At 69.1% G+C, this 23,544-nt stretch carries 20 protein-coding genes and 2 pseudogenes; 13 read left to right on the forward strand and 9 right to left on the reverse strand.

Annotation, left to right across the window (positions count from 1 at the left end; genetic code table 11):
* Positions 1–50: 50 nt before the first annotated feature.
* The 5 genes from NRK68_RS16985 to trxA all read left to right on the forward strand — a co-directional run bounded on the left by NRK68_RS16985 (position 51) and on the right by trxA (position 4,980).
* Positions 51–1,775 carry a protein kinase family protein gene (locus NRK68_RS16985; RefSeq protein WP_257856140.1) on the forward strand — a complete coding sequence of 575 codons (1,725 nt, stop codon included), beginning with the start codon at positions 51–53 and terminating at the stop codon, positions 1,773–1,775.
* 105 nt (positions 1,776–1,880) lie between these two features.
* A complete protein-coding gene (gene sigM, locus NRK68_RS16990) occupies positions 1,881–2,579 on the forward strand; it encodes an RNA polymerase sigma factor SigM (protein WP_257856141.1) in 699 nt (232 codons plus the stop codon).
* Positions 2,576–3,496 carry a zf-HC2 domain-containing protein gene (locus NRK68_RS16995; RefSeq protein ID WP_257856142.1) on the forward strand — a complete coding sequence of 307 codons (921 nt, stop codon included), beginning with the start codon at positions 2,576–2,578 and terminating at the stop codon, positions 3,494–3,496. The genes sigM and NRK68_RS16995 overlap by 4 nt, the downstream gene beginning before the upstream one ends.
* A gap of 126 nt (positions 3,497–3,622) precedes the next feature.
* On the forward strand, positions 3,623–4,582 hold the full coding sequence (trxB, locus tag NRK68_RS17000) for a thioredoxin-disulfide reductase (protein ID WP_257856143.1): 960 nt from the start codon (positions 3,623–3,625) through the stop codon (positions 4,580–4,582).
* Between the two features lie 56 nt (positions 4,583–4,638).
* Complete coding sequence (gene trxA, locus NRK68_RS17005) at positions 4,639–4,980, forward strand: thioredoxin (protein WP_030839308.1); 342 nt, start codon at positions 4,639–4,641, stop codon at positions 4,978–4,980.
* Positions 4,981–5,002: 22 nt separating this feature from the next.
* On the opposite strand, the gene NRK68_RS17010 is transcribed toward trxA, so the two are convergent.
* The 9 genes from NRK68_RS17010 to rpmH form a co-directional block, all read right to left on the reverse strand.
* A complete protein-coding gene (locus NRK68_RS17010; RefSeq protein ID WP_030956777.1) occupies positions 5,003–5,620 on the reverse strand; it encodes a GNAT family N-acetyltransferase in 618 nt (205 codons plus the stop codon).
* Positions 5,621–5,722: 102 nt separating this feature from the next.
* Entirely contained in the window at positions 5,723–6,817 is a 1,095-nt protein-coding gene (locus NRK68_RS17015) for a ParB/RepB/Spo0J family partition protein (protein WP_183066392.1), read from the reverse strand.
* Positions 6,814–7,902, reverse strand: coding sequence for a ParA family protein (locus tag NRK68_RS17020; RefSeq protein WP_079025748.1), 1,089 nt, complete (start codon positions 7,900–7,902; stop codon positions 6,814–6,816). Before NRK68_RS17020 ends, NRK68_RS17015 begins: the two co-directional genes overlap by 4 nt.
* Positions 7,903–8,167: 265 nt before the next feature.
* Positions 8,168–8,884, reverse strand: a complete 717-nt coding sequence (gene rsmG / locus NRK68_RS17025) for a 16S rRNA (guanine(527)-N(7))-methyltransferase RsmG (RefSeq protein WP_030817076.1) — start codon at positions 8,882–8,884, stop codon at positions 8,168–8,170.
* A 129-nt stretch (positions 8,885–9,013) separates the two neighbouring features.
* Complete coding sequence (locus tag NRK68_RS17030; protein WP_030025736.1) at positions 9,014–9,526, reverse strand: Jag family protein; 513 nt, start codon at positions 9,524–9,526, stop codon at positions 9,014–9,016.
* Positions 9,527–9,541: 15 nt separating this feature from the next.
* The gene (gene yidC / locus NRK68_RS17035; RefSeq protein WP_183066393.1) at positions 9,542–10,645 is read right to left on the reverse strand and encodes a membrane protein insertase YidC; all 1,104 of its coding nucleotides are present in this window, start codon (positions 10,643–10,645) and stop codon (positions 9,542–9,544) included.
* A gap of 3 nt (positions 10,646–10,648) precedes the next feature.
* Positions 10,649–10,930 carry a membrane protein insertion efficiency factor YidD gene (yidD, locus tag NRK68_RS17040; protein WP_076043740.1) on the reverse strand — a complete coding sequence of 94 codons (282 nt, stop codon included), beginning with the start codon at positions 10,928–10,930 and terminating at the stop codon, positions 10,649–10,651.
* Positions 10,927–11,301 carry a ribonuclease P protein component gene (gene rnpA / locus NRK68_RS17045; protein WP_078906244.1) on the reverse strand — a complete coding sequence of 125 codons (375 nt, stop codon included), beginning with the start codon at positions 11,299–11,301 and terminating at the stop codon, positions 10,927–10,929. Before rnpA ends, yidD begins: the two co-directional genes overlap by 4 nt.
* Positions 11,302–11,322: 21 nt before the next feature.
* Positions 11,323–11,460 carry a 50S ribosomal protein L34 gene (gene rpmH, locus NRK68_RS17050; protein WP_018547628.1) on the reverse strand — a complete coding sequence of 46 codons (138 nt, stop codon included), beginning with the start codon at positions 11,458–11,460 and terminating at the stop codon, positions 11,323–11,325.
* 355 nt (positions 11,461–11,815) lie between these two features.
* On the opposite strand from rpmH, the pseudogene dnaA (NRK68_RS37085) reads away from it, so the two are divergent.
* The 8 genes and pseudogenes from dnaA (NRK68_RS37085) to gyrA all read left to right on the forward strand — a co-directional run.
* Positions 11,816–12,331, forward strand: a pseudogene (dnaA, locus tag NRK68_RS37085) (chromosomal replication initiator protein DnaA); the annotation flags it as partial.
* A 153-nt stretch (positions 12,332–12,484) separates the two neighbouring features.
* Positions 12,485–13,639 (forward strand): annotated as a pseudogene (gene dnaA, locus NRK68_RS37090) (chromosomal replication initiator protein DnaA); the annotation flags it as partial.
* Between the two features lie 877 nt (positions 13,640–14,516).
* A complete protein-coding gene (gene dnaN, locus NRK68_RS17060) occupies positions 14,517–15,647 on the forward strand; it encodes a DNA polymerase III subunit beta (protein ID WP_030956769.1) in 1,131 nt (376 codons plus the stop codon).
* Positions 15,648–15,894: 247 nt separating this feature from the next.
* Positions 15,895–16,770 carry a phosphogluconate dehydrogenase (NAD(+)-dependent, decarboxylating) gene (gene gnd / locus NRK68_RS17065; protein WP_183066395.1) on the forward strand — a complete coding sequence of 292 codons (876 nt, stop codon included), beginning with the start codon at positions 15,895–15,897 and terminating at the stop codon, positions 16,768–16,770.
* A gap of 59 nt (positions 16,771–16,829) precedes the next feature.
* Positions 16,830–17,966: a DNA replication/repair protein RecF gene (gene recF, locus NRK68_RS17070; protein WP_183066396.1), complete on the forward strand. Its 1,137-nt coding sequence runs from the start codon at positions 16,830–16,832 to the stop codon at positions 17,964–17,966.
* Positions 17,963–18,517, forward strand: a complete 555-nt coding sequence (locus NRK68_RS17075) for a DciA family protein (protein ID WP_183066397.1) — start codon at positions 17,963–17,965, stop codon at positions 18,515–18,517. The genes recF and NRK68_RS17075 overlap by 4 nt, the downstream gene beginning before the upstream one ends.
* 305 nt (positions 18,518–18,822) lie before the next feature.
* A complete protein-coding gene (gene gyrB / locus NRK68_RS17080) occupies positions 18,823–20,844 on the forward strand; it encodes a DNA topoisomerase (ATP-hydrolyzing) subunit B (RefSeq protein WP_183066704.1) in 2,022 nt (673 codons plus the stop codon).
* A 45-nt stretch (positions 20,845–20,889) separates the two neighbouring features.
* Positions 20,890–23,496: a DNA gyrase subunit A gene (gene gyrA / locus NRK68_RS17085; protein ID WP_183066398.1), complete on the forward strand. Its 2,607-nt coding sequence runs from the start codon at positions 20,890–20,892 to the stop codon at positions 23,494–23,496.
* Positions 23,497–23,544: the final 48 nt, after the last annotated feature.

Consider the following 23,544-nt stretch of genomic DNA (forward strand, 5'->3'; position numbering starts at 1 on the left):
CTTCGCAGACTGGCCTACAGCGCGCAACGGATGGGGAGGCAGGAACGACGGTGGCGGAACGTAGCACGGCTGCCGTCGACGTGGCCGACAACGACGGCGACGAGCCGTCTGCCGCTCAGGCGGCGAAGGCCACGTCCGACGGGGTGGACACCCAGAACGGACGAGCCGCGGACGGACCCATGCCCGACAAGGACGGCGAACGCACGAACGCGGCCTCCACGGCCGCACCCGAACTCCACAGCGGCCACAAGCTCGCCAGACGGTACCGGCTGGAAGAGTGCGTCACCCGTGTGGACGGATTCAGCAGTTGGCGCGCGATGGACGAGAAGCTGCGCCGGGCCGTGGGCGTGCACCTCATGCCCGCCGACCACGCGCGGGCGCGCTCGGTCCTGGCCGCCGCCCGCTCGTCCGCGCTCCTCGGCGACCCGCGCTTCGTGCAGGTGCTCGATGCCGTGGAGGAGAACGACCTCGTCTACGTCGTCCACGAGTGGCTGCCCGACGCCACCGAACTCACCGCCCTGCTCGCCGCGGGCCCGCTGGAGCCCCACGAGGCCTACCAGCTCGTCAGCCAGGTCTCCCAGGCGATGGCCGCCGCACACCGCGAGGGCCTCGCCCACCTGCGGCTGACGCCGAGCGCCATACTGCGCACCTCCACGGGCCAGTGGCGCATCCGCGGCCTCGCCGTGAACGCGGCGCTGCGCGGCATCACCAGTGAGACCCCGCAGCGCGCCGACACCGAGGCCATCGGTGCCCTGCTGTACGCCGCCCTCACCCAGCGCTGGCCGTACGAGAGCGACGCGTACGGGCTGGCCGGGCTGCCCAAGGGGGTCGGCCTGATCGCCCCGGATCAGGTCCGCGCCGGCGTCCACCGGGGGCTGGGCGAGCTCGCCATGCGTGCGCTGGCCAACGACGGGGCCACCGCCTCCCGTCAGGAGCCCGCCTGCACCACCCCGGAAGAGCTGTCCAAGGCCGTGGCCGCGATGCCCCGCATCCGGCCGCCTGAGCCCGCCTTCACGGCCCCGCCGGAATACCAGCACACCACCTACCAGCAGGGCAGCTACGGCCGCACCACGCCCATCGGCGTGACCGCCGTCCAGAGCCTGCCCGTGGCGCCTCCGCCGCCGCCCCTGCAGAGCCGTACCGGCCGCGCGCTGAAGTGGGGCGTCGCCGCCCTGCTCATCGCCGCCCTCGGCCTGGGCAGCTGGCAGCTGGCCGACACCCTCCTGGAACGCGGCACCCAGAAGGGCAACAGCGGCACGAGCAACAACACCAAGCCCGGCACCACCGGAGACGACCCGAAGGAGACCGGGCCCGGGGAACCCCTGAAGATCCAGGGCGTCTCCGTCATAGGGGGTTCGGTGAAGCCGGCGCTGGCCCCGAAGACGATCGACGGTGATCACGAGACCGCCTGGATCACCCCCGAGTACTACAACTACGCCAACTTCGGCCGCCTGGAGCAGGAGAACAACGGCAGCGGGATCATCGTCGACCTGGGCGAAGTCAAGGACGTGTCCGGGCTTGAGGTCGACATGTACGTGGCGGGGCAGACGGTGGAGGTACTCGCCGCAGCCCCGGATGCCACGAACCCGGGAACCGTTGGGGCCTTCGGCCAGCAGATCACCAAACTGGAACGCACGGACAAGAAGCTTCAGACCACGCTTGAGAAACCGGTCCGCACTCGATACGTGCTGATCCACGTCACCGAGCTGCCGGCGTCCGGCGGGGGCTACCGCGGCGGCATCAACGAGATCAAGGTGCTTGGCTCCGCGTCGTGACCACACCCGTCCCGGCTGCGCGGCCCGGCCTGTGGCCGGGCCGCTTGATTGTTTACGCGCCCGGCCGACGCACCTAGTCTCCATCCGGGGAGGAAGCAGGGTGTGATGCGAGAAGGAAGCACGGAAGGGCGCAGCGACCAAGATCTTCTGGCGCTGCACGCGGCCGGGGATCCTGATGCCTTCGGGGAACTGGTGCGGCGGCATCGGGATCGGTTGTGGGCCGTGGCGCTGCGGACGCTCGGGGACCGGGAGGAGGCCGCGGACGCGGTGCAGGACGCCCTGGTCTCCGCCTATCGGGCCGCGCACACCTTCCGCGGGGACTCCGCCGTCACCACCTGGCTGCACCGGATCACCGTCAACGCCTGCCTCGACCGCGCCCGTAAGGCCGCCTCGCGCAGGACCGCTCCCCTGGACGACACCGAGCGCCTGGAGCGCCTCCTGGAGCCCCATGAGTCCGCAGAGGCACCCGCTGAGCGCCAGGACCTCCACCGCCAGCTCCTGGCGGCCCTCAGGACGCTCCCGGACGAGCAGCGGGCCGCGCTGGTCCTCGTCGACATGCAGGGATACCCCGTCGCCGAGGCCGCCCACCTCCTCGACGTGCCCACCGGCACGGTGAAGAGCAGGTGTGCGCGCGGCCGGGCGAAACTCCTGCCGCTCCTCACTCATCTGCGCACGAATGCCGGGGATAACACCACCGCCGAGCGGGGAAGGAACCGGACGTCGGGCCCGCCCGTCCCACCAGCGGCAGCAGAACCCCGGCAATCAGACCCAGACGCTGTGAAGGGCGGAGGTGGACGACCGTGAGCCCTGCGACTGGCACGCCCGGCACGACCGGCACGATCCGGCACCCGGACGTCTCGGAGATCTCCGACCTGACCGAAGGGCTGCTCTCTCCGTCCCGGACCGCGGAGATCCGCCGCCATCTCGACGGCTGCGCCCTGTGCGCCGACGTCCGCTCCTCCCTGGAGGAGATCCGCGGTCTCCTGGGCACCCTGCCCGGGCCCGCCCGCATGCCCGGCGACATCGCCGGACGGATCGACGCCGCCCTCGCCGCCGAGGCCCTGCTCGACGCGACGCAGCCGCAGGCCCAGGCCGAGCCGGCCGCCCGCCCCCGTACAACGGACCGCGATGTTTCACGTGAAACATCGCCCGCGGGTCACCCCAACGGCCCAACCGGTCCCGGGCGACGTCGCGCCCGCCGTCGGATGGCCGTCCTCGGCGGCCTGGCCGGGGCCGCCGCATGCGCCCTCGGCGTCTTCCTCTTCGTCGACTTCTCCGGCACCCCTCGCCCCCACAGCACGGCTTCGGACTCCGCAGCCCACCCGCCCGCCAGCGCGGCTGCCGGTGGTACCTACACCGCACAAGGTCTGCAGAACAGCGTGCAGCGGCTCATCGCCTCCGGAGCGGCTGCCAAGACCGACCCCGGCGAGCAGAACAACACCTACGGGATGGACGAGACCACCGGCGCCCCCGGTGTCGCTCCCGGCGGCAAGCGGGCCGTGTCCGCGGTTCCCTCCTGCGTCCAGGACGCCACCAGCCGCGCCGAAGCCCCGCTCGCCGCCGAACGCGGCAGCTACCAGGGCGCCTCCGTCTACCTCCTCGTCCTTCCGCACCCGGACGACGCCTCACGCGTGGACGCCTACCTCGTCGACACCACGTGCGAGAGCACCGGCTCGGGCACTCCCGGAAAGGTCCTCCTGAAGAACACCTATCCCCGGTAGCTGACACGTTCAGGTCCGCTGCGACGGGTGGGGAATGCAGGCGCCGTAGGATCCGTTGGGTGGGGTGAGAGTCCGCACCGGCCCCCGGTAGGCAGCACGCAGTCCGCAGAGACGAGGAAGAAACCCGTGAGCGACGTTCGAAACGTGATCATCATCGGCTCCGGGCCGGCCGGTTACACCGCCGCCCTGTACACCGCACGCGCTTCGCTCAAGCCCCTGGTCTTCGAAGGCGCCGTCACCGCGGGTGGCGCCCTGATGAACACCACCGAGGTGGAGAACTTCCCCGGGTTCCAGGACGGCATCATGGGCCCGGACCTCATGGACAACATGCGCGGCCAGGCCGAGCGCTTCGGTGCCGAGCTGGTTCCGGACGACATCGTGTCCGTGGACCTCACCGGTGAGATCAAGACCGTGACCGACACCGCCGGCACCGTGCACCGCGCGAAGGCCGTCATCGTCACCACCGGTTCGCAGCACCGCAAGCTGGGCCTGCCCAACGAGGACGCCCTCTCCGGCCGCGGTGTCTCCTGGTGCGCCACCTGCGACGGCTTCTTCTTCAAGGACCACGACATCGCCGTCGTCGGCGGCGGTGACACCGCGATCGAGGAAGCCACCTTCCTCTCGCGGTTCGCCAAGTCCGTCACGATCGTCCACCGCCGTGACAGCCTGCGCGCCTCCAAGGCCATGCAGGACCGCGCGTTCGCCGACCCGAAGATCAAGTTCGCCTGGGACAGCGAGGTCGCCGAGATCCACGGCGACCAGAAGCTCTCCGGCCTCACCCTCCGCAACACCAAGACCGGTGAGACCTCCGAACTGCCCGTGACCGGCCTCTTCATCGCCGTCGGCCACGACCCGCGCACCGAGCTCTTCAAGGACCAGCTGGACCTCGACGACGAGGGCTACCTCAAGGTCGACGCACCCTCCACCCGCACCAGCGTCACCGGCGTGTTCGGCGCCGGCGACGTCGTGGACCACACGTACCGTCAGGCCATCACCGCCGCGGGCACCGGTTGCTCCGCCGCCCTCGACGCCGAGCGCTTCCTCGCCGCCCTCGCGGACGCCGAGAAGGCGCACGCAGCGGTCTGACCGGTCCCACCCACCAGTCCCACACCCCACCCCGTAGGAAGAACAAGGAGGCCGCTGTGGCCGGCACCCTCAAGAACGTGACCGACGCCGACTTCGACGCCGAGGTCCTCAGGAGCGACAAGCCCGTACTGGTCGACTTCTGGGCCGCCTGGTGCGGACCGTGCCGCCAGATCGCGCCGTCCCTCGAGGCCATCGCCGCTGAGTACGGCGACCAGATCGAGATCGTCAAGCTCAACATCGACGAGAACCCGGCCACCGCCGCCAAGTACGGCGTCATGTCCATCCCGACGCTGAACGTCTACCAGGGCGGCGAGGTCGCCAAGACCATCGTCGGTGCCAAGCCGAAGGCCGCCATCCTGCGCGACCTCGCTGACTTCGTCGAGGTCAAGACCGCCTGACCGCGGCCGTGTTTCACGTCAGTCAGAGAGGCCGTAGTGCCGGCTCCTTGCGCGCGGCCCCCAGCAACCGGTCCAGGGCGAGCTCGACGTCTTCCTTCCAGGACAGGGTCGACCTCAGCTCCAGCCGCAGCCGCGGATGGGCCGGATGCGGGCGTACGGTCTTGAAGCCCACCGCCAGGAGATGGTCCGCCGGCAGCAGGCAGGCCGGGCCCTCCCACCGGGCGTCCCCGAACGCCTCGATCGCCCGGAACCCCCTGCGCAGCAGGTCCTTGGCCACCGTCTGCACCATGACGCGGCCCAACCCCTGCCCCTGGTATCCAGGCATGATCCACGCGGTGATCAGCTGTACGGCGTCCGGTGAGACCGGACTCGTCGGGAAGGCCGTGGCCCGGGGCACGTACGCCGGCGGCGCGTACAGCACGAAGCCCACCGGGACCTCGTCCACATAGACCACACGGCCGCAGGACCCCCACTCCAGCAGGACAGCGGAGATCCACGCCTCCTTCTCGGTCGCCGAGGTGCCCGCCTTCACGGCGGCCTCACCGCTGACCGGGTCCAGTTCCCAGAAGACGCAGGACCGGCAACGTCGCGGCAGATCCTGGAGGTTGTCCAGCGTGAGCGGTACCAGCCGACGACCCATGACGGCATCGTATCCACTGGTCCATCGTTCTTCGACAGCACGCGAAGGGGCAGATCGCGCCGGTTCACACCGGCAGGATCCGCCCCTCGGCCGACCGGGGGATCACTCTCCGGAGAGACCCTGATCCAGCACCCGGCCCTCGCCCGGTGCCAACGTCCCCAGAATCCGCTCCAGATCCTCCATCGAAGCGAACTCGACGGTGATCTTGCCCTTCTTCTGGCCGAGATCCACCTTCACCCGCGTCTCGAACCGGTCCGACAGCCGCGTCGCCAGCTCGCTGAGCGCCGGCGAGACCCGGGCTCCCGCACGCGGCCCCTTGGGCTTCACCCCGCTCGAAGGCTCCGAGGCCATCAGCGTCACGATCTCCTCGACCGCGCGCACCGAGAGTCCCTCGGCGACGATCCGGTGCGCGAGCCGGTCCTGCTCCGCGGAGTCCTCCACCGAGAGCAGCGCACGCGCGTGCCCCGCCGACAGCACTCCGGCAGCCACCCGGCGCTGCACCGGCGGCGACAGCTTCAGCAGCCGCAGGGTGTTCGACACCTGGGGACGCGAACGACCGATCCGGTCGGCCAGCTGGTCGTGCGTGCAGTTGAAGTCCTGGAGCAGCTGGTCGTAGGCCGCGGCCTCTTCCAGCGGGTTGAGCTGAGCCCGGTGCAGGTTCTCCAGCAGGGCGTCCAGCAGGAGCTTCTCGTCGTCGGTCGCACGGATGATCGCCGGAATGGCCTCGAGTCCGGCCTCCCGGCAGGCGCGCCAGCGCCGCTCACCCATGATCAGCTCATAGCGACCGGGGGACACCTGGCGCACCACCACCGGCTGGAGCAGGCCCACCTCCTGAATGGAGGTGACCAGCTCGGCGAGGGCGTCCTCGTCGAACACCTCGCGCGGCTGCCGCGGGTTGGGCGTGATCGTATCCATGGGAAGCTCCGCGAACGTCGCTCCCGCCACCAGGTTCGCCTCCGGCTCCGGCTCCGGACCCGGCTCCTCCACCGGAAGGACCGCGAGCGATGTTTCACGTGAAACATCGGCCTGCGCCAGAGCCGCGAGCTTCGCCGCCGCGATCCCGCGCTCGGACGTCAGCTCCGGTACCGCCGTCGGGGAGGTCGCACCGGCACTGCTCGCCGGCAGCGTCCTCTCCTGCGGAGCCTGCGGGATCAGTGCAGCGAGCCCCCGTCCCAGCCCTCTACGTCGCTCACTCACTGGATCCCCTCCGCCACACTCTGCGTGCTGTTCATGCCCGCGCCCAGATGGGCGTGCTGGGACTCGTACTGCATTCCGACTCCCCGATACGCGATCTCTCGCGCCGCCTCCAGATAGGAGAGGGAACCGCTGGAACCCGGGTCATACGTGAGCACCGTCTGCCCATAGCTCGGCGCCTCGGAGATGCGCACCGAGCGGGGGATGCTCGTCCGCAGCACCTCCTTGCCGAAGTGGCTGCGCACCTCCTCCGCCACTTGTGATGCCAGCCGGGTCCTGCCGTCGTACATCGTCAGCAGGATGGTCGACACGTGGAGAGAGGGGTTGAGGTGGGCCCGCACCAGATCGACGTTGCGCAGCAGCTGGCCCAGGCCCTCCAGCGCGTAGTACTCGCACTGGATCGGAATCAGCACCTCGGCGCCGGCCACCAGGGCGTTCACCGTCAGCAGTCCGAGGGAGGGCGGGCAGTCGATCAGGATGTAGTCGAGCGGCTGGTCGTACGCCTGGATCGCCCGCTGGAGGCGGCTCTCCCTCGCCACCAACGACACCAGCTCGATCTCGGCACCCGCCAGATCGATCGTGGCCGGAGCGCAGAACAGGCCCTCGACGTCCACGACCGGCTGGACGACCTCCATGAGCGGCCGGCTGTCCACCAGCACGTGGTAGATGGACGGCACATCGGCGTGGTGGTCGATACCCAGGGCGGTGGACGCGTTCCCCTGCGGGTCGAGGTCGACCACGAGGACCCGAGCCCCGTTCAGAGCCAGCGAGGCCGCCAGGTTCACGGTCGTCGTGGTCTTGCCCACGCCGCCCTTCTGGTTGGCGACCACCATGACACGGGTCTGCTCAGGGCGCGGCATGACCGCACCTGAGCGCCCCATGGCCTCCACCGCCAGCTGGGCGGCTCTGCCGATGGGGGTCTCGTTGTCTACAAGGGGTGGGGGCGATGTTTCACGTGAAACATCCTCACCCACCTGTTCAGAGCGGGGACCGGGGACCGGGTCGGCCATCGGCCCCGCGAGGTTGGCGTCGGACCGCACGGTGTCACTCTCCTCGACATCAGGCTCGCGATGAACAGAGCCTGCCATGTCACCGGGGTCGCGAACCAGCGGGGCCCGTACTCCTGTGGATGAATCCACCGATGTGGACAACTCCGTCCCCCTTGCGTCCTTGCGCTGGAGGGGGGACGCAGCCGCACGACCGCGGCTGATGATTCCGTGCAGCAGAGAGCGACGTTTCACGTGAAACACGATGCCCGGACGGAGTCTTCAGGCCTCTACGACACTCCGAAATGCATACCTATAGGGCCCAACACAGACGAAATCTCCGCATGGGCCCCACACAGCCAGCGAATCAACGACGGCGACGAGACCGGCCGACCCTGGCGGCCTTAGCCCGCTTGGCCGCGAACCTCACTCCACCGGGGCTTTCTCCGACCTCGACCCGGACCACCGTCGACAGCGGGTCCACCAGACCCTCGCCGACCTGCAGCACCGAGGTCTTCACCACACCGAGCTTCGTCAGCGCCGTCTTCGCCGACACCAGCTCCTCCTCGGCGGTGTCGCCCTTGAGCGCCAGCATCTCTCCGTACGGACGCAGCAGGGGAACGCCCCAGCCGGCCAGCCGGTCCAGCGGAGCCACCGCACGTGCCGTCACCACGTGCACCGGCTGCAGCTTGCCCAGCACCTCCTCGGCCCGCCCGCGCACCACCGTGACGTGGTCGAGGCCGAGCAGTTCCACGGCCTCCTGGAGGAAGGTCGTCCGCCGGAGCAGCGGCTCAAGCAGTGTGATCTTGAGATCCCGTCGCACCAGGGCGAGCGGGATGCCGGGCAGGCCCGCGCCCGAGCCCACATCGCACACGGTGACGCCCTGGGGCACCACCTCCGACAGCACTGCGCAGTTCAGCAGGTGCCGCTCCCACAGCCGCGGCACCTCGCGCGGCCCGATCAGGCCGCGCTTGACTCCCGCGTCTGCGAGCAGCTCCGCGTACCGCACAGCTTCCGGGAAAAACTCACCGAACACCGCGCGCGCCTCTTCGGGCGCCTCGGGAAGCTCAGCTGCCTCCGTCACGGGACCGTCCTTCCGTACCTCGTGGCCTCGCGGACCACGTATTCAAGATGCCGCGTCGTTCACATGCCAGGCTGACAAACTTCGGCCCCGCCTGCGACACAGACGGGGCCGAACACTCATGCCGGGCGATCAGGCCGGGAGCACAACGACGAAGCGCTGCGGCTCCTCGCCCTCGGACTCGCTCCGCAGACCGGCGGCCGCCACGGCGTCGTGGACGACCTTCCGCTCGAACGGGGTCATCGGAGCCAGCTTCAGCGGTTCGCCGGACGCCTTCACGTCCGCCGCCGCCTTCGCGCCCAGGGCCGCCAGCTCCTCGCGCTTCTTCGCACGGAACCCGGCGATGTCGAGCATCAGCCGGCTGCGGTCCCCGGTCTCCCGGTGGACGGCCAAGCGGGTCAGCTCCTGCAGGGCCTCCAGGACCTCACCGTCGCGGCCCACGAGCTTCTGCAGGTCGCGGCTCGCGGAGTCACTGACGATCGACACCGCGGCACGGTCGGCCTCGACGTCCATGTCGATGTCGCCGTCCAGGTCTGCGATGTCCAGCAGACCCTCGAGGTAGTCGGCCGCGATCTCACCCTCCTGCTCGAGGCGGGTCAGGGTGTCGCCACTCTCAGCGGCGGCGGTGGTGGTGCCTTCCGTCACGGGAGGGACTCCTTCTTACTTCTTGGGAGAGGGCTTGCTGGGCGTCTGGCGCTTCGACTTCGTCTGCCGCTTCGGCTGCTGCCGCTTCGCGGCACCGCCGCTCGCGGCATCCGCGTCCGCCGTGGCCTCGGAACTCTTGATCACGGAACCGTCCGCCTGAGCGGCCAGGCCCTGCTTGGACAGGGCCGTGATGAACTTCCGCTCGATGTCGTTGCGGTCCGGACCCTTGGCCACGATGGCAGCGACGGTCTTCTTCTTGCCCCGGCCCTTGACCTCACCGTGCGAGGTGGCGTGCTTGAGCAGCCGCGTCAGGTACTGGTCCTGCGCCTTGCTGCCCGGCGTCGGGTTCTGGTTGATCACGTACATCTGCTGACCCATGGTCCAGACGTTGGTGGTCAGCCAGTAGACGAGGACACCGACGGGGAAGTTGATACCCATGACCGCGAAGATCACCGGGAAGATGTACATCAGCATCTTCTGCTGCTGCATGAAGGGCGTCTTGACCGACAGGTCGACGTTCTTCTGCATCAGCTGACGCTGGGTGTAGAACTGCGAGAGCGACATCAGGACGATCATGACCGCGGTCACGATCCGGACGTCCGTCAGCGAGGCGCCGAGAGCGGCGACCTTCTCGGAGCTGTCCATGAACTTGGCGGCGATCGGCGCGCCGAAGATCTTGGCCTCACGGGCGCTGTCGACGAGCTGCTGGTTCAGGACACCGATGGTCTTGCCGTCGGCGATGTTCGCCAGCACGTGGTAGAGCGCGAAGAAGAACGGCGACTGCGCCAGGATGGGAAGGCACGAGGAGAGCGGGTTGGTACCCGTCTCCTTGTACAGCTTCATCATCTCTTCGGACTGACGCTGCTTGTCGTTCTTGTAGCGCTCCTGGATCGCCTTCATCTTCGGCTGGAGCGCCTGCATGCCACGCGTCGCCTTGATCTGCTTCACGAAGAGCGGGATCAGGCAGATACGGATCAAGATCACCAGGGACACGATGGACAGGCCCCAGGCCCAGCCGCTGTCCGGCCCGAAGACCGCCCCGTACAGCGAATGGAACTGGACGATGATCCAGGAAACGGGTGTGGTGATAAAGCTGAACAGACCGGCGATCGTGTCCACTAATCAGGCTCCTTGAGCATTGCGAGATCTACGCAACGCACTGCGCAGCTGCTCGTGCCAACGCGGGCGTTTACGGGGTGGGACATGGTCCACGCCACCCGGCGACCACGGATTGCACCGCAGGATCCGCCAGGCGGTCAGCGCTGTCCCCTTCACCGCACCATGCCGGTCGATGGCCGTGTACCCGTAGTGCGAACACGACGGGTAGTAGCGGCACACCGGCCCGAGCAGCGGACTGATCGTCCACTGGTACAGCTTGATCAAAGCGAGCAGCGGGTACTTCATCGAGCCACGCCTCCCAGGAGCCGCACCAGAGCGGCATCCAGGTCCCGGGCCAGTTCGTCGGGGCCGGCTTCGCCCGCTCCGGGCAACGCTCGTACCACCACCAGGCTACCGGCGGGCAGCTGCGACAGCCGCTCCCGGACCAGATGGCGAAGACGGCGCTTCACCCGGTTCCGTACGACGGCATTGCCGACGGCCTTGCTGACGACGAAACCCGCACGCGACGAGGGATCGATCTCCCCCGACTCGTGCGGGTCCGTTGCACCGCTTGTACGTAGGTGGACGACGAGGAGTGGGCGACCGGCCCGGCGTCCTCGGCGTACCGCGCTCGCGAAGTCCTCGCGCCGCCTCAGCCGATTTTCGGGAGACAGCACGACGTCACGACCTGCGCGCTGTTACGCGGAAAGGGCGGCGCGGCCCTTGGAACGACGGTTCGCGAGGATCGCGCGACCGGCACGGGTACGCATCCGCAGGCGGAAGCCGTGGGTCTTGGCGCGACGGCGGTTGTTCGGCTGGAAGGTGCGCTTGCTCACTCGGGGGCTCCAGAGAATGAATCGTTGTGGCGGGACATCGCCTGGCTGTCACCGTGCGCCCACGAGGAAACTCGCGTGTTCGCCCGAGTGGCACCGCTAATTGATCACTATCAGTGACCTTCGCCCATCGGTAGGCAGGCGGCAGCAGCCATCGACAACTCGACCTCGTTACGGTACGCGCGGCTACGCCATCCGGTCAAACCGAGCCTGCCCGACCCCGCACTGTGCACAGGCTGTGGACAACGACTTGAACCACGGCCTCTGGCCTGACTACCGTTGCCTGACCCCGGATTTTTTGTCCCGACCGTCCCAAAGAACCACACATTCGTGGGACCCCTGTGAGAGAGCGTGCTCTGTGGCTGACGTACCTGCCGATCTTGCCGCAGTGTGGCCAAGGGTGCTCGAGAAGCTCCTCGGGGAGGGACAGCCGGGCATCGAGCCCAAGGACAAGCAGTGGGTCGAGCGGTGCCAGCCCCTGGCACTCGTCGCCGACACCGCCCTGCTCGCCGTCCCCAACGAGTGGGGCAAGCGCGTCCTCGAAGGCCGCCTCGCCCCGCTGATCAGCGACGCTCTCAGCCGGGAGTGCGGCCGCCCCATCCGGATCGCCATCACGGTGGACGACTCCGCCGGCGAGCCCGCCCCCGCCACGCCGCCCGCCCCGCAGCCCGGCGGCTACGAACCGTACGGCGGCCAGCGCCCGGGCGGCGGCGGCCCCGCGGACGACCAGCTCCCCACGGCCCGCCCCGCGTACCCCGACTACCAGCAGCCGCGCTCCGAGCCCGGCGCGTGGCCCCGCGGCGGACAGCAGGACGACTACGGCTGGCAGCAGCCGCGCCTGGGCGGCTTCCCCGAGCGCGACCCGTACGCCTCCCCGCAGCCGGGCTACCTCCAGCAGGCCGAGCCCTCGGGCTACGACCAGCAGCAGTACGACCAGTCCTCCTACGACCAGGGCTCCTACGACCAGAAGCAGTACGAGCAGACCCCGTACGAACAGCAGCAGTCGCACCAGCCCCATCAGGCCCATCAATACGAGCAGCAGTCGTACGAGCAGCAGGCCTACGAGCAGCCCGCACCGCGCCAGGCCCCCGGCCGGCCCGCCGCGCCCCCGGCCCCCTCCGGCGGCTCCACCTCGGGCCCGCTGGAGCCGACCGCCCGGCTGAACCCCAAGTACCTGTTCGACACCTTCGTCATCGGTGCGTCCAACCGCTTCGCGCACGCCGCCGCGGTGGCCGTCGCCGAGGCGCCGGCGAAGGCCTACAACCCCCTCTTCATCTATGGGGAGTCGGGCCTCGGCAAAACGCATCTGCTGCACGCCATCGGGCACTACGCGCGGAGCCTCTACCCCGGCACCCGCGTGCGGTACGTGAGCTCCGAGGAGTTCACGAACGAGTTCATCAACTCGATCCGCGACGGCAAGGGCGACGCGTTCCGCAAGCGCTACCGCGAGATGGACATCCTGCTCGTCGACGACATCCAGTTCCTCGCGAGCAAGGAGTCGACGCAGGAGGAGTTCTTCCACACCTTCAACACGCTCCACAACGCCAACAAGCAGATCGTCCTCTCCTCCGACCGGCCGCCCAAGCAGCTCGTCACCCTCGAGGACCGGCTCCGCAACCGCTTCGAGTGGGGCCTGATCACGGACGTCCAGCCGCCCGAGCTGGAGACCCGCATCGCGATCCTGCGCAAGAAGGCGGTCCAGGAGCAGCTCAACGCCCCGCCGGAGGTACTGGAGTTCATCGCCTCCCGCATCTCGCGCAACATCCGCGAGCTGGAGGGGGCGCTGATCCGCGTCACGGCCTTCGCGAGCCTCAACCGGCAGCCGGTCGACCTGGGGCTCACCGAGGACGTCCTCAAGAACCTGATCCCGGGCGGCGAGGACAGCGCGCCGGAGATCACGGCCGGCGACATCATGGCGGCCACCGCGGACTACTTCGGCCTGACCGTGGACGACCTGTGCGGCTCCTCCCGCAGCCGGGTCCTGGTCACCGCCCGCCAGATCGCCATGTACCTGTGCCGGGAGCTCACGGACCTGTCGCTGCCGAAGATCGGGGCGCAGTTCGGCGGCCGGGACCACACCACGGTCATGCACGCGGACCGCAAGATCCGGGCTCTGATGGCCGAGCGGCGCTCCATCTACAACCAGGTCACGGAGCTCACCAACCGCATCAAGAACGGCTGAGCGCGGGCGCCGGCCGACCGGCCCGGCGCCGCGGCAGACCCCATTTCAAACACCTTCAGAGGGCGCTCCCGGTCCACAACGGGGGCGCCCTTCTTCGTGCGTGCGCCCCTGACCTGTTCGAATACGCCCCCTGGCGGCCAACTTATCCACAGATTCGGGGACTTTCTTCCGTCCACACCCTGGGGACCGCCCGCGTCGCCCACAATCTGTCCACAGGGGTGGCTGTTGAGGGACCATCAGACCTGGTCAGAACCCTGTGGATTTGTGCGCAAGCGTCATCCACAGCCTGTGGACAAAAATCTCGTCCACAGCCCCGTCCACGCCGTTGTCCACCGCCACCCCACAGGTTCCCTCATGCTGTGCACAGGTTCTGCGGACTTCTCCACACCCTTGTCCACTGTTCGGCAACCCGCCACCCCCTCTCACCGCCCGGAGTGAAAGGCGTCACACGGATGTAGACGTTTGGGCTGTGGAGTACCGGGGGAAAGCTGGGGACACACCTGTGGAGTAATCAGGGTCACCTGGGGACAGCCTGTGCAGAACTTTTCGTTCTCCACAGGGAGACCGGGTTGTCCACCGGTGCCACCCACAGGGCCGGTGGATAAAAAACGCACTCTGACCTGCGCCGTCGGGGTTATCCACCGTTTCCACAGGCCCTACTACTACCCCCATAGAGAGTTAGCCCGGTTTCGGTTTTCAAGCGGGGCCTGTGCACAACTCGTCGCCCGGCCGTCCCGCCGCCTCGCTCCCGACTTGACCGCCGGCCGCACCGAGTGTCGGCGCCGTACGTCAGACTGGTCCCCGGCATCGGTCGAGGCATCGACGAGCCGACGACGAAGGCCGGCAGACGAGCGAGCAACAGCAGGAGGCGGTTCCGGTGAAGATCCGGGTGGAGCGCGACGTACTCGCGGAGGCGGTGGCCTGGGCGGCCCGCAGCCTCCCGGCCCGGCCGCCGGTGCCCGTCCTCGCGGGCCTGCTGCTCAAGGCCGAGGAAGGCACCCTGAGCCTCTCCGGCTTCGACTACGAGGTCTCGGCCCGCGTCTCGGTCGAGGCGGACGTCGAGGAGGACGGCACGGTCCTGGTCTCCGGCCGACTGCTCGCCGACATCTGCCGCGCCCTCCCCAACCGCCCGGTGGAGATTTCCACAGACGGTGTACGGGCGACCGTGGTCTGCGGCTCCTCGCGGTTCACACTCCACACCCTTCCTGTGGAGGAGTACCCGGCACTGCCGCAGATGCCCACCGCCACCGGCACCGTGGCCGGCGAGGTCTTCGCCTCCGCCGCCAAGCAGGTCGCCACCGCCGCCGGCCGTGACGACACGCTGCCGGTGCTGACGGGTGTCCGCATCGAGATCGAGGGCGACCGCGTCACCCTGGCCTCCACCGACCGCTACCGCTTCGCGGTCCGCGAGTTCCTGTGGAAGCCGGAGAACCCGGACGCCTCCGCCGTGGCACTGGTGCCCGCCAAGACGCTCCAGGAGATCGCCAACTCTCTGACCAGCGGTGACACCGTGACCCTGGCGCTGTCCGGCTCCGGTGCGGGCGAAGGCCTGATCGGTTTCGAGGGCGCCGGCCGCCGCACCACCACCCGGCTGCTCGAGGGCGACCTGCCCAAGTACCGCACGCTGTTCCCGACGGAGTTCAACTCGATCGCCGTGATCGAGACCGCGCCGTTCGTCGAGGCCGTCAAGCGCGTGGCCCTGGTGGCCGAGCGCAACACCCCGGTCCGCCTCAGCTTCGAGAAGGGCGTGCTCATCCTGGAGGCCGGTTCCTCCGACGACGCACAGGCTGTGGAAAGGGTCGACGCCCAGCTCGACGGCGACGACATCTCGATCGCCTTCAACCCGACCTTCCTGCTGGACGGCCTGAGCGCGATCGCCTCCCCGGTGGCCCAGCTCAGCTTCACCACGTCGACCAAGCCCGCGCTGCTCAGCGGCCGCCCGGCGATCGACGCGGAGGCCGACGAGGCCTACAAGTACCTGATCATGCCGGTGCGTCTGTCCGGCTGACGTCGCGCCTGTCGACGCCGGGCCCGGTCCCGCACCCTGCTGCGGACCGGGCCCGGCGTCGTCCACAGGCTGGGGAGGACGCCGGGATAACCCGGAAAGCCGGACCGCTCGCCATGGAGCGCCCGCAGGGCCCGTCGCCACGGCCCGGCGTAGGCTCGGATCCGGTGGGCGGCCCCCCGCGCGTCCCGCGAGGACACGGCCGGGGCAGCCCCGGCAAAGACGGCCACAACGCTTAAGGAACCACCTGATGGAGCTTGGTCTCGTCGGTCTCGGCAAGATGGGCGGCAACATGCGCGAGCGCATCCGCCGCGCAGGCCACACCGTCATCGGATACGACCGCAACCCGGACCTCGCGGATGTCCACAGCCTGCGGGAACTTGTGGACAGCCTGCAGGCCCCCCGCGTCGTGTGGGTGATGGTCCCCGCCGGTGCGGCGACGCAGTCCACCGTCGACGAGCTGGCCGAGCTGCTCTCGATCGGCGACATCGTCGTCGACGGCGGCAACTCCCGCTGGACGGACGACGAGAAGCACGCCGAGGAGCTGGCGGCCAAAGGCATCGGCTTCGTCGACTGCGGTGTCTCCGGCGGCGTGTGGGGCCTGGAGAACGGCTACGCGCTCATGTACGGCGGGGCCAAGGACCACGTCGCCCGTGTCCAGCCGGTCTTCGACGCCCTCAAGCCCGAGGGCGAGTTCGGCGCCGTGCACGCCGGCAAGGTCGGCGCGGGCCACTTCGCGAAGATGGTCCACAACGGCATCGAGTACGCCATGATGCAGGCCTACGCCGAGGGCTGGGAGCTCCTGGAGAAGGTGGACTCGGTCACCGACGTCCGTGAGGTCTTCCGCTCCTGGCAGGAAGGCACCGTCATCCGCTCCTGGCTGCTGGACCTGGCCGTGAACGCCCTCGACGAGGACGAGCACCTGGAGAAGCTGCGCGGCTTCGCGCAGGACTCGGGCGAGGGCCGCTGGACGGTGGAGGCGGCGATCGACAACGCCGTACCGCTGCCCGCGATCACGGCGTCGCTGTTCGCGCGGTTCGCCTCGCGGCAGGACGACTCCCCGCAGATGAAGATGATCGCCGCCCTCCGTAACCAGTTCGGCGGCCACGCGGTCGAGAAGAAGTAGCAGCTCAGCAGCACAGCAGCACGAAAGAGCAGTGGAAAGCCGGGGGAGGTCGGCGCCGTATGCATGTTTCGCATCTCTCACTGGCCGACTTCCGCTCGTACGCCCGGGCCGAGGTTCCCCTCGACCCGGGCGTCACCGCGTTCGTGGGCCCCAACGGCCAGGGCAAGACCAACCTCGTCGAGGCGGTCGGCTACCTCGCGACCCTGGGCAGCCACCGGGTCTCCTCGGACGCCCCACTCGTACGTATGGGGGCGGACCGGGCGGTGATCCGCGCGGCCGTCACCCAGGGCGAGCGCCGGCAGCTGGTCGAGCTGGAGCTGAACCCGGGCCGCGCCAACCGGGCCCGGATCAACCGGTCCTCGCAGGTCAGGCCACGGGACGTACTGGGGATCGTACGGACGGTGCTGTTCGCCCCTGAGGACCTGGCCCTGGTCAAGGGCGACCCGGGCGAGCGCCGCAAGTTCCTCGACGAGCTGGTCACCGCGCGCTCCCCGCGGATGGCCGGGGTCCGCTCCGACTACGAGCGCGTCCTCAAGCAGCGCAACACCCTGCTGAAGTCCGCGGCGATGGCCCGCCGGCACGGCGGCCGCTCGATGGACCTGTCCACCCTCGACGTGTGGGACCAGCACCTCGCCCGCGCGGGCGCGGAGCTGCTGGCGCAGCGCCTCGACCTGATCGCGACGCTGCTGCCGCTCGCCGACAAGGCGTACGAGCAGCTCGCGCCCGGCGGCGGCCCGCTGGGGCTGGCGTACAGGTGCTCGGCGGGCGAGCCGGTGGACAGCGGCGCGGCACGCACCCGCGAGGCCCTGTACGAGGTGCTCCTGGCCGCTCTCGGCGAGGTGCGCAAGCAGGAGATCGAGCGCGGGGTGACCCTGGTCGGCCCGCACCGCGACGACGTACTGCTCCGGCTGGGAGACCTGCCGGCCAAGGGGTACGCCAGCCACGGCGAGTCCTGGTCGTACGCGCTGGCGCTGCGGCTGGCCTCCTACGAGCTGCTGCGCTCCGAGGGCAGCGAGCCGGTGCTGATCCTGGACGACGTGTTCGCGGAACTGGACGCGCGGCGCCGGGAGCGGCTGGCGGAGCTGGTGGCGCCGGGCGAGCAGGTGCTCGTGACGGCGGCCGTGGACGACGACGTCCCCGGCGTGCTGGTGGGAGCCCGGTACGGGGTGTCCGGCGGTGAGGTGACCCGGTTGTGAACGAGCACGGCAAGGATCCGAGGCACGGCAAGGATCCCCAGCAGGCGCGCAAGGTCCCGGAGGCCTCCGGGGTGGACCTGGCCCGCCAGGCCCTCGCGGCGGCCCGGGAGCAGGCGCGGGCCCGGGGCAACGCGGCGGGCGGCAGGAAGCGCCAGCAGCAGCCGGGGCTGCGGTCGGGCGCCCGCGCGGACGGCCGCGACCCGATGCCGCTGATGGCGGCGCTGGACCGGCTGCGCACCGAGCGCGGCTGGGAGATGCCGATGGCGGTGGCGGGCGTGATGGAGCGCTGGCCGGAGATCGTCGGCCCCGAGATCGCGGCCCACTGTGAACCGCAGCGCTACGAGAACCGTGAGCTGGTCGTGAGATGCGACTCCTCGGCGTGGGCGGCGCAGCTGAAGCTGCTGGCCCCGCAGCTGGTGGCGCGGCTGAACACGGATCTGGGGCAGGGCACGGTCCGCCTGATCAAGGTGCAGGGACCGGGGGGACGCCCGAAGGGGTACGGGCCCTGGCGGGCTCCCGGGAGCACCGGACCCGGCGACACCTACGGGTGAGTAGCACCCGTGGGCCGCTGTCGTGCCCGCGTCGGCGGGTGGCGTCCCTCACGGTAGCCGGAGGTTGACAGGCCGAAGCGCTGGGTGCCCGTGTGAGCCTCTTTGAGCCCCTTCCCGGATATGGGGAGTCGGAGAGTGGCGGTTCAGGGCGGCACATGCGGACTCAGGTACCGGCAAACCCCCATTCATGTCCGTGGTACCGGTAGACTGGAGGAAATCCCGCCCGTTCGCGGGATCACGCAGACAACGCAGATCGACGCGGCCGCTCCCGCCGGCGCACTTGCTGGTCCGGAGTACGGGCTGCGCTGTGCCAGAAAGGGCGCTTCGTGGCCGATTCCGGCGACTCCAACGAGAAGAATTACGACGCCAGTGCGATCCAGGTCCTCGAGGGCCTGGACGCGGTCCGCAAGCGGCCGGGTATGTACATCGGCTCGACGGGTGAGCGTGGTCTGCACCACCTCGTCTACGAGGTCGTCGACAACTCGGTCGACGAGGCGCTGGCCGGGCACGCGGACACCATCGACGTGACGATCCTCGCCGACGGCGGGGTGCGCGTGGTCGACAACGGCCGCGGCATCCCGGTCGGCATCGTTCCGTCCGAGGGGAAGCCGGCCGTCGAGGTCGTCCTGACGGTCCTGCACGCGGGCGGCAAGTTCGGCGGTGGCGGCTACGCCGTCTCCGGCGGTCTCCACGGCGTCGGTGTGTCCGTCGTGAACGCCCTGTCGACCAAGGTCGCGGTCGAGGTGAAGACCGACGGCCACCGCTGGACCCAGGACTACAAGCTCGGCGTGCCGACGGCTCCGCTGGCCAAGAACGAGGAGACGGCGGAGACCGGCACCTCGGTCACCTTCTGGGCCGACGGCGACATCTTCGAGACGACCGAGTACTCCTTCGAGACGCTGTCGCGTCGTTTCCAGGAGATGGCCTTCCTCAACAAGGGCCTGACCCTGTCGCTGACCGACGAGCGCGAGTCCGCGAAGGCGACCGTGGGCGCGGACGACCCGGACGCGGACACGGCGGAGCCCACGGCCCGCACGGTGAAGTACTACTACGAGGGCGGCATCGTCGACTTCGTGAAGTACCTCAACTCGCGCAAGGGCGAGCTGATCCACCCGACCGTCATCGACGTCGAGGCCGAGGACAAGGAGCGCATGCTCTCGGTCGAGATCGCGATGCAGTGGAACTCGCAGTACACGGAGGGTGTCTACTCCTTCGCGAACACGATCCACACGCACGAGGGCGGTACGCACGAGGAGGGCTTCCGGGCCGCGCTGACGGGTCTGGTGAACCGTTACGCGCGCGACAAGAAGCTGCTGCGCGAGAAGGACGACAACCTCGCCGGCGAGGACATCCGCGAGGGTCTGACGGCGATCATCTCGGTCAAGCTGGGCGAGCCGCAGTTCGAGGGCCAGACGAAGACGAAGCTGGGCAACACGGAGGCCAAGACCTTCGTGCAGAAGGTCGTCCACGAGCACCTCAACGACTGGTTCGACCGCAACCCGGTCGAGGCCGCGGACATCGTCCGCAAGGCGATCCAGGCGGCCACGGCGCGCGTCGCGGCCCGCAAGGCCCGTGACCTGACGCGCCGCAAGGGTCTGCTGGAGAGCGCCTCGCTGCCGGGCAAGCTGTCCGACTGCCAGTCCAACGACCCGACCAAGTGCGAGATCTTCATCGTCGAGGGTGACTCCGCCGGCGGTTCGGCGAAGTCCGGCCGCAACCCGATGTACCAGGCCATCCTGCCGATCCGCGGCAAGATCCTGAACGTCGAGAAGGCGCGCATCGACAAGATCCTCCAGAACACCGAGGTCCAGGCGCTGATCAGCGCCTTCGGCACGGGTGTGCACGAGGACTTCGACATCGAGAAGCTCCGCTATCACAAGATCATCCTGATGGCCGACGCCGATGTCGACGGCCAGCACATCAACACCCTGCTGCTGACCTTCCTCTTCCGTTTCATGCGCCCGCTGGTCGAGGCCGGTCACGTGTACCTGTCGCGTCCGCCGCTCTACAAGATCAAGTGGGGCCGCGACGACTTCGAGTACGCCTACTCGGACCGCGAGCGCGACGCCCTGGTCGAGCTCGGCAAGCAGAACGGCAAGCGCATCAAGGAAGACTCGATCCAGCGCTTCAAGGGTCTGGGCGAGATGAACGCCGAGGAGCTGCGCGTCACCACGATGGACGTGGACCACCGCGTGCTCGGCCAGGTCACCCTCGACGACGCGGCGCAGGCCGACGACCTGTTCTCGGTGCTGATGGGTGAGGACGTCGAGGCCCGGCGCTCCTTCATCCAGCGCAACGCCAAGGACGTCCGCTTCCTCGACATCTGAGTCGGCCCGACGCTGACCGCCGCCTGAAAGGATTTCTGACCAGCAATGGCCGACGAAACCACCCCCACCGCCGAGAATTCCGCGGAGGAGCAGCCCGTGCTGCGCATCGAGCCCGTCGGGCTCGAGACGGAGATGCAGCGCTCCTACCTCGACTACGCGATGTCCGTCATCGTCTCGCGTGCGCTGCCCGACGTGCGGGACGGCCTCAAGCCCGTCCACCGGCGCGTGCTGTACGCGATGTACGACGGCGGCTACCGGCCCGAGAAGGGCTTCTACAAGTGCGCCCGCGTCGTCGGCGACGTCATGGGCACCTACCACCCGCACGGTGACAGCTCCATCTACGACGCCCTGGTCCGCCTGGCCCAGCCGTGGTCGATGCGCATGCCGCTGGTGGACTCCAACGGCAACTTCGGCTCCCCGGGCAACGACCCCGCGGCCGCCATGCGCTACACCGAGTGCAAGCTGATGCCGCTGGCCATGGAGATGCTCCGGGACATCGACGAGGAGACCGTCGACTTCCAGGACAACTACGACGGCCGCAACCAGGAGCCGACGGTCCTCCCGGCGCGCTTCCCGAACCTGCTGGTCAACGGCAGCGCCGGCATCGCGGTCGGTATGGCGACCAACATCCCGCCGCACAACCTGCGCGAGGTCGCCGCCGGTGCCCAGTGGGCGCTGGAGCACCCGAACGCCACGCACGAGGAGCTCCAGGACGCGCTCCTGGAGCGCATCAAGGGCCCGGACTTCCCGACGGGCGCCCTCGTCGTGGGCCGCAAGGGCATCGAGGAGGCGTACCGGACCGGGCGCGGCTCCATCACGATGCGCGCGGTGGTCGAGGTCGAGGAGATCCAGAACCGCCAGTGCCTGGTGGTCACGGAGCTGCCGTACCAGACCAACCCGGACAACCTCGCGCAGAAGATCGCCGACCTGGTCAAGGACGGCAAGATCGGCGGCATCGCCGACGTCCGCGACGAGACCTCCTCGCGGACCGGCCAGCGCCTGGTGATCGTGCTCAAGCGCGACGCCGTCGCCAAGGTCGTGCTGAACAACCTCTACAAGCACACCGATCTGCAGACGAACTTCGGCGCGAACATGCTGGCGCTGGTGGACGGGGTGCCGCGCACCCTCTCGATCGACGCCTTCATCCGCCACTGGGTGACGCACCAGATCGAGGTCATCGTCCGGCGCACGCGCTTCCGCCTGCGCAAGGCCGAGGAGCGCGCCCACATCCTGCGCGGTCTGCTCAAGGCCCTGGACGCGATCGACGAGGTCATCGCGCTGATCCGGCGCAGCAACACGGTCGAGATCGCGCGCGAGGGCCTGATGGGCCTGCTGGAGATCGACGAGATCCAGGCGAACGCGATCCTGGAGATGCAGCTGCGCCGCCTCGCCGCCCTGGAGCGGCAGAAGATCGTCGCCGAGCACGACGAGCTCCAGGCCCGGATCAACGAGTACAACGCGATCCTGGCCTCCGAGGACCGCCAGCGCTCCATCGTCAGCGAGGAACTGGCCGCGCTCGTCGAGAAGTTCGGTGACGACCGGCGTTCCAAGCTGGTGCCCTTCGACGGTGACATGTCCATCGAGGACCTGATCGCCGAAGAGGACATCGTCGTCACCATCACGCACGGCGGTTACGTCAAGCGCACCAAGACCGAGGACTACCGCTCGCAGAAGCGCGGCGGCAAGGGCGTGCGCGGGACGAAGCTGAAGCAGGACGACCTGGTCGACCACTTCTTCGTCTCCACCACGCACCACTGGCTGCTGTTCTTCACGAACAAGGGCCGGGTCTACCGGTCCAAGGCGTACGAGCTGCCGGACGCCGGCCGGGACGCGCGCGGGCAGCATGTGGCGAACCTGCTGGCCTTCCAGCCGGACGAGAAGATCGCGCAGATCCTCGCCATCCGCGACTACGAGGCGGCGCCCTACCTGATCCTCGCCACCAAGGGCGGCCTGGTGAAGAAGACGGCGCTCAAGGACTACGACTCGCCGCGCTCCGGCGGTGTCATCGCCATCAACCTCCGGGAGACCGAGGACGGCAGCGATGACGAGCTGATCGGTGCCGAGCTGGTGTCCGCCGAGGACGACCTGCTGCTGATCAGCAAGAAGGCGCAGTCGATCCGCTTCACCGCGACCGACGACGCGCTGCGCCCGATGGGCCGCGCGACCTCAGGCGTGAAGGGCATGAGTTTCCGGGAAGGAGACGAACTGCTCTCCATGAGCGTGGTCCGGCCCGGTACGTTCGTCTTCACCGCGACCGACGGCGGCTACGCCAAGCGGACGGCGGTCGACGAGTACCGCGTCCAGGGTCGTGGCGGTCTGGGCATCAAGGCCGCGAAGATCGTGGAGGACCGCGGGTCCCTCGTCGGGGCGCTCGTGGTGGACGAAACGGACGAGATTCTCGCCATCACGCTCAGCGGTGGTGTGATTCGTACGCGCGTCAATGAAGTCAGGGAGACCGGCCGTGACACCATGGGCGTCCAGCTGATCAACCTGGGCAAGCGTGATGCCGTGGTCGGCATCGCCCGCAACGCCGAGGCCGGTCAGGAAGCTGACGAGGTCGAGGCCGACGAGAACGAGACCGAGGCGGCCGACGCACAGGCCGTCGAGGCAGCCGAGGGCACGCAGCCTTCGGCCGGGGAGCACGAGGAGTAAGTCGTGAGTGGAGCCACGGGCGCCGGACCGGCCAAGAATGGAGCGAAC

Origin of the sequence: Streptomyces yangpuensis, from assembly GCF_024666385.1 — a bacterium.
Classification (GTDB): Bacteria; Actinomycetota; Actinomycetes; order Streptomycetales; family Streptomycetaceae; genus Streptomyces; species Streptomyces yangpuensis.

Excerpts from the sequence above, each read along its gene's own strand:
- gyrA (WP_183066398.1), top strand. The coding sequence starts at position 20,890 with ATGGCCGACGAAACCACCCCCACCGCCGAGAATTCCGCGGAGGAGCAG.
- gnd (WP_183066395.1), top strand. The coding sequence starts at position 15,895 with ATGGAGCTTGGTCTCGTCGGTCTCGGCAAGATGGGCGGCAACATGCGC.
- yidD (WP_076043740.1), bottom strand. The coding sequence starts at position 10,930 with ATGAAGTACCCGCTGCTCGCTTTGATCAAGCTGTACCAGTGGACGATC.
- NRK68_RS17010 (WP_030956777.1), bottom strand. The coding sequence starts at position 5,620 with ATGGGTCGTCGGCTGGTACCGCTCACGCTGGACAACCTCCAGGATCTG.
- sigM (WP_257856141.1), top strand. The coding sequence starts at position 1,881 with ATGCGAGAAGGAAGCACGGAAGGGCGCAGCGACCAAGATCTTCTGGCG.
- recF (WP_183066396.1), top strand. The coding sequence starts at position 16,830 with ATGCATGTTTCGCATCTCTCACTGGCCGACTTCCGCTCGTACGCCCGG.
- NRK68_RS17020 (WP_079025748.1), bottom strand. The coding sequence starts at position 7,902 with ATGGCAGGCTCTGTTCATCGCGAGCCTGATGTCGAGGAGAGTGACACC.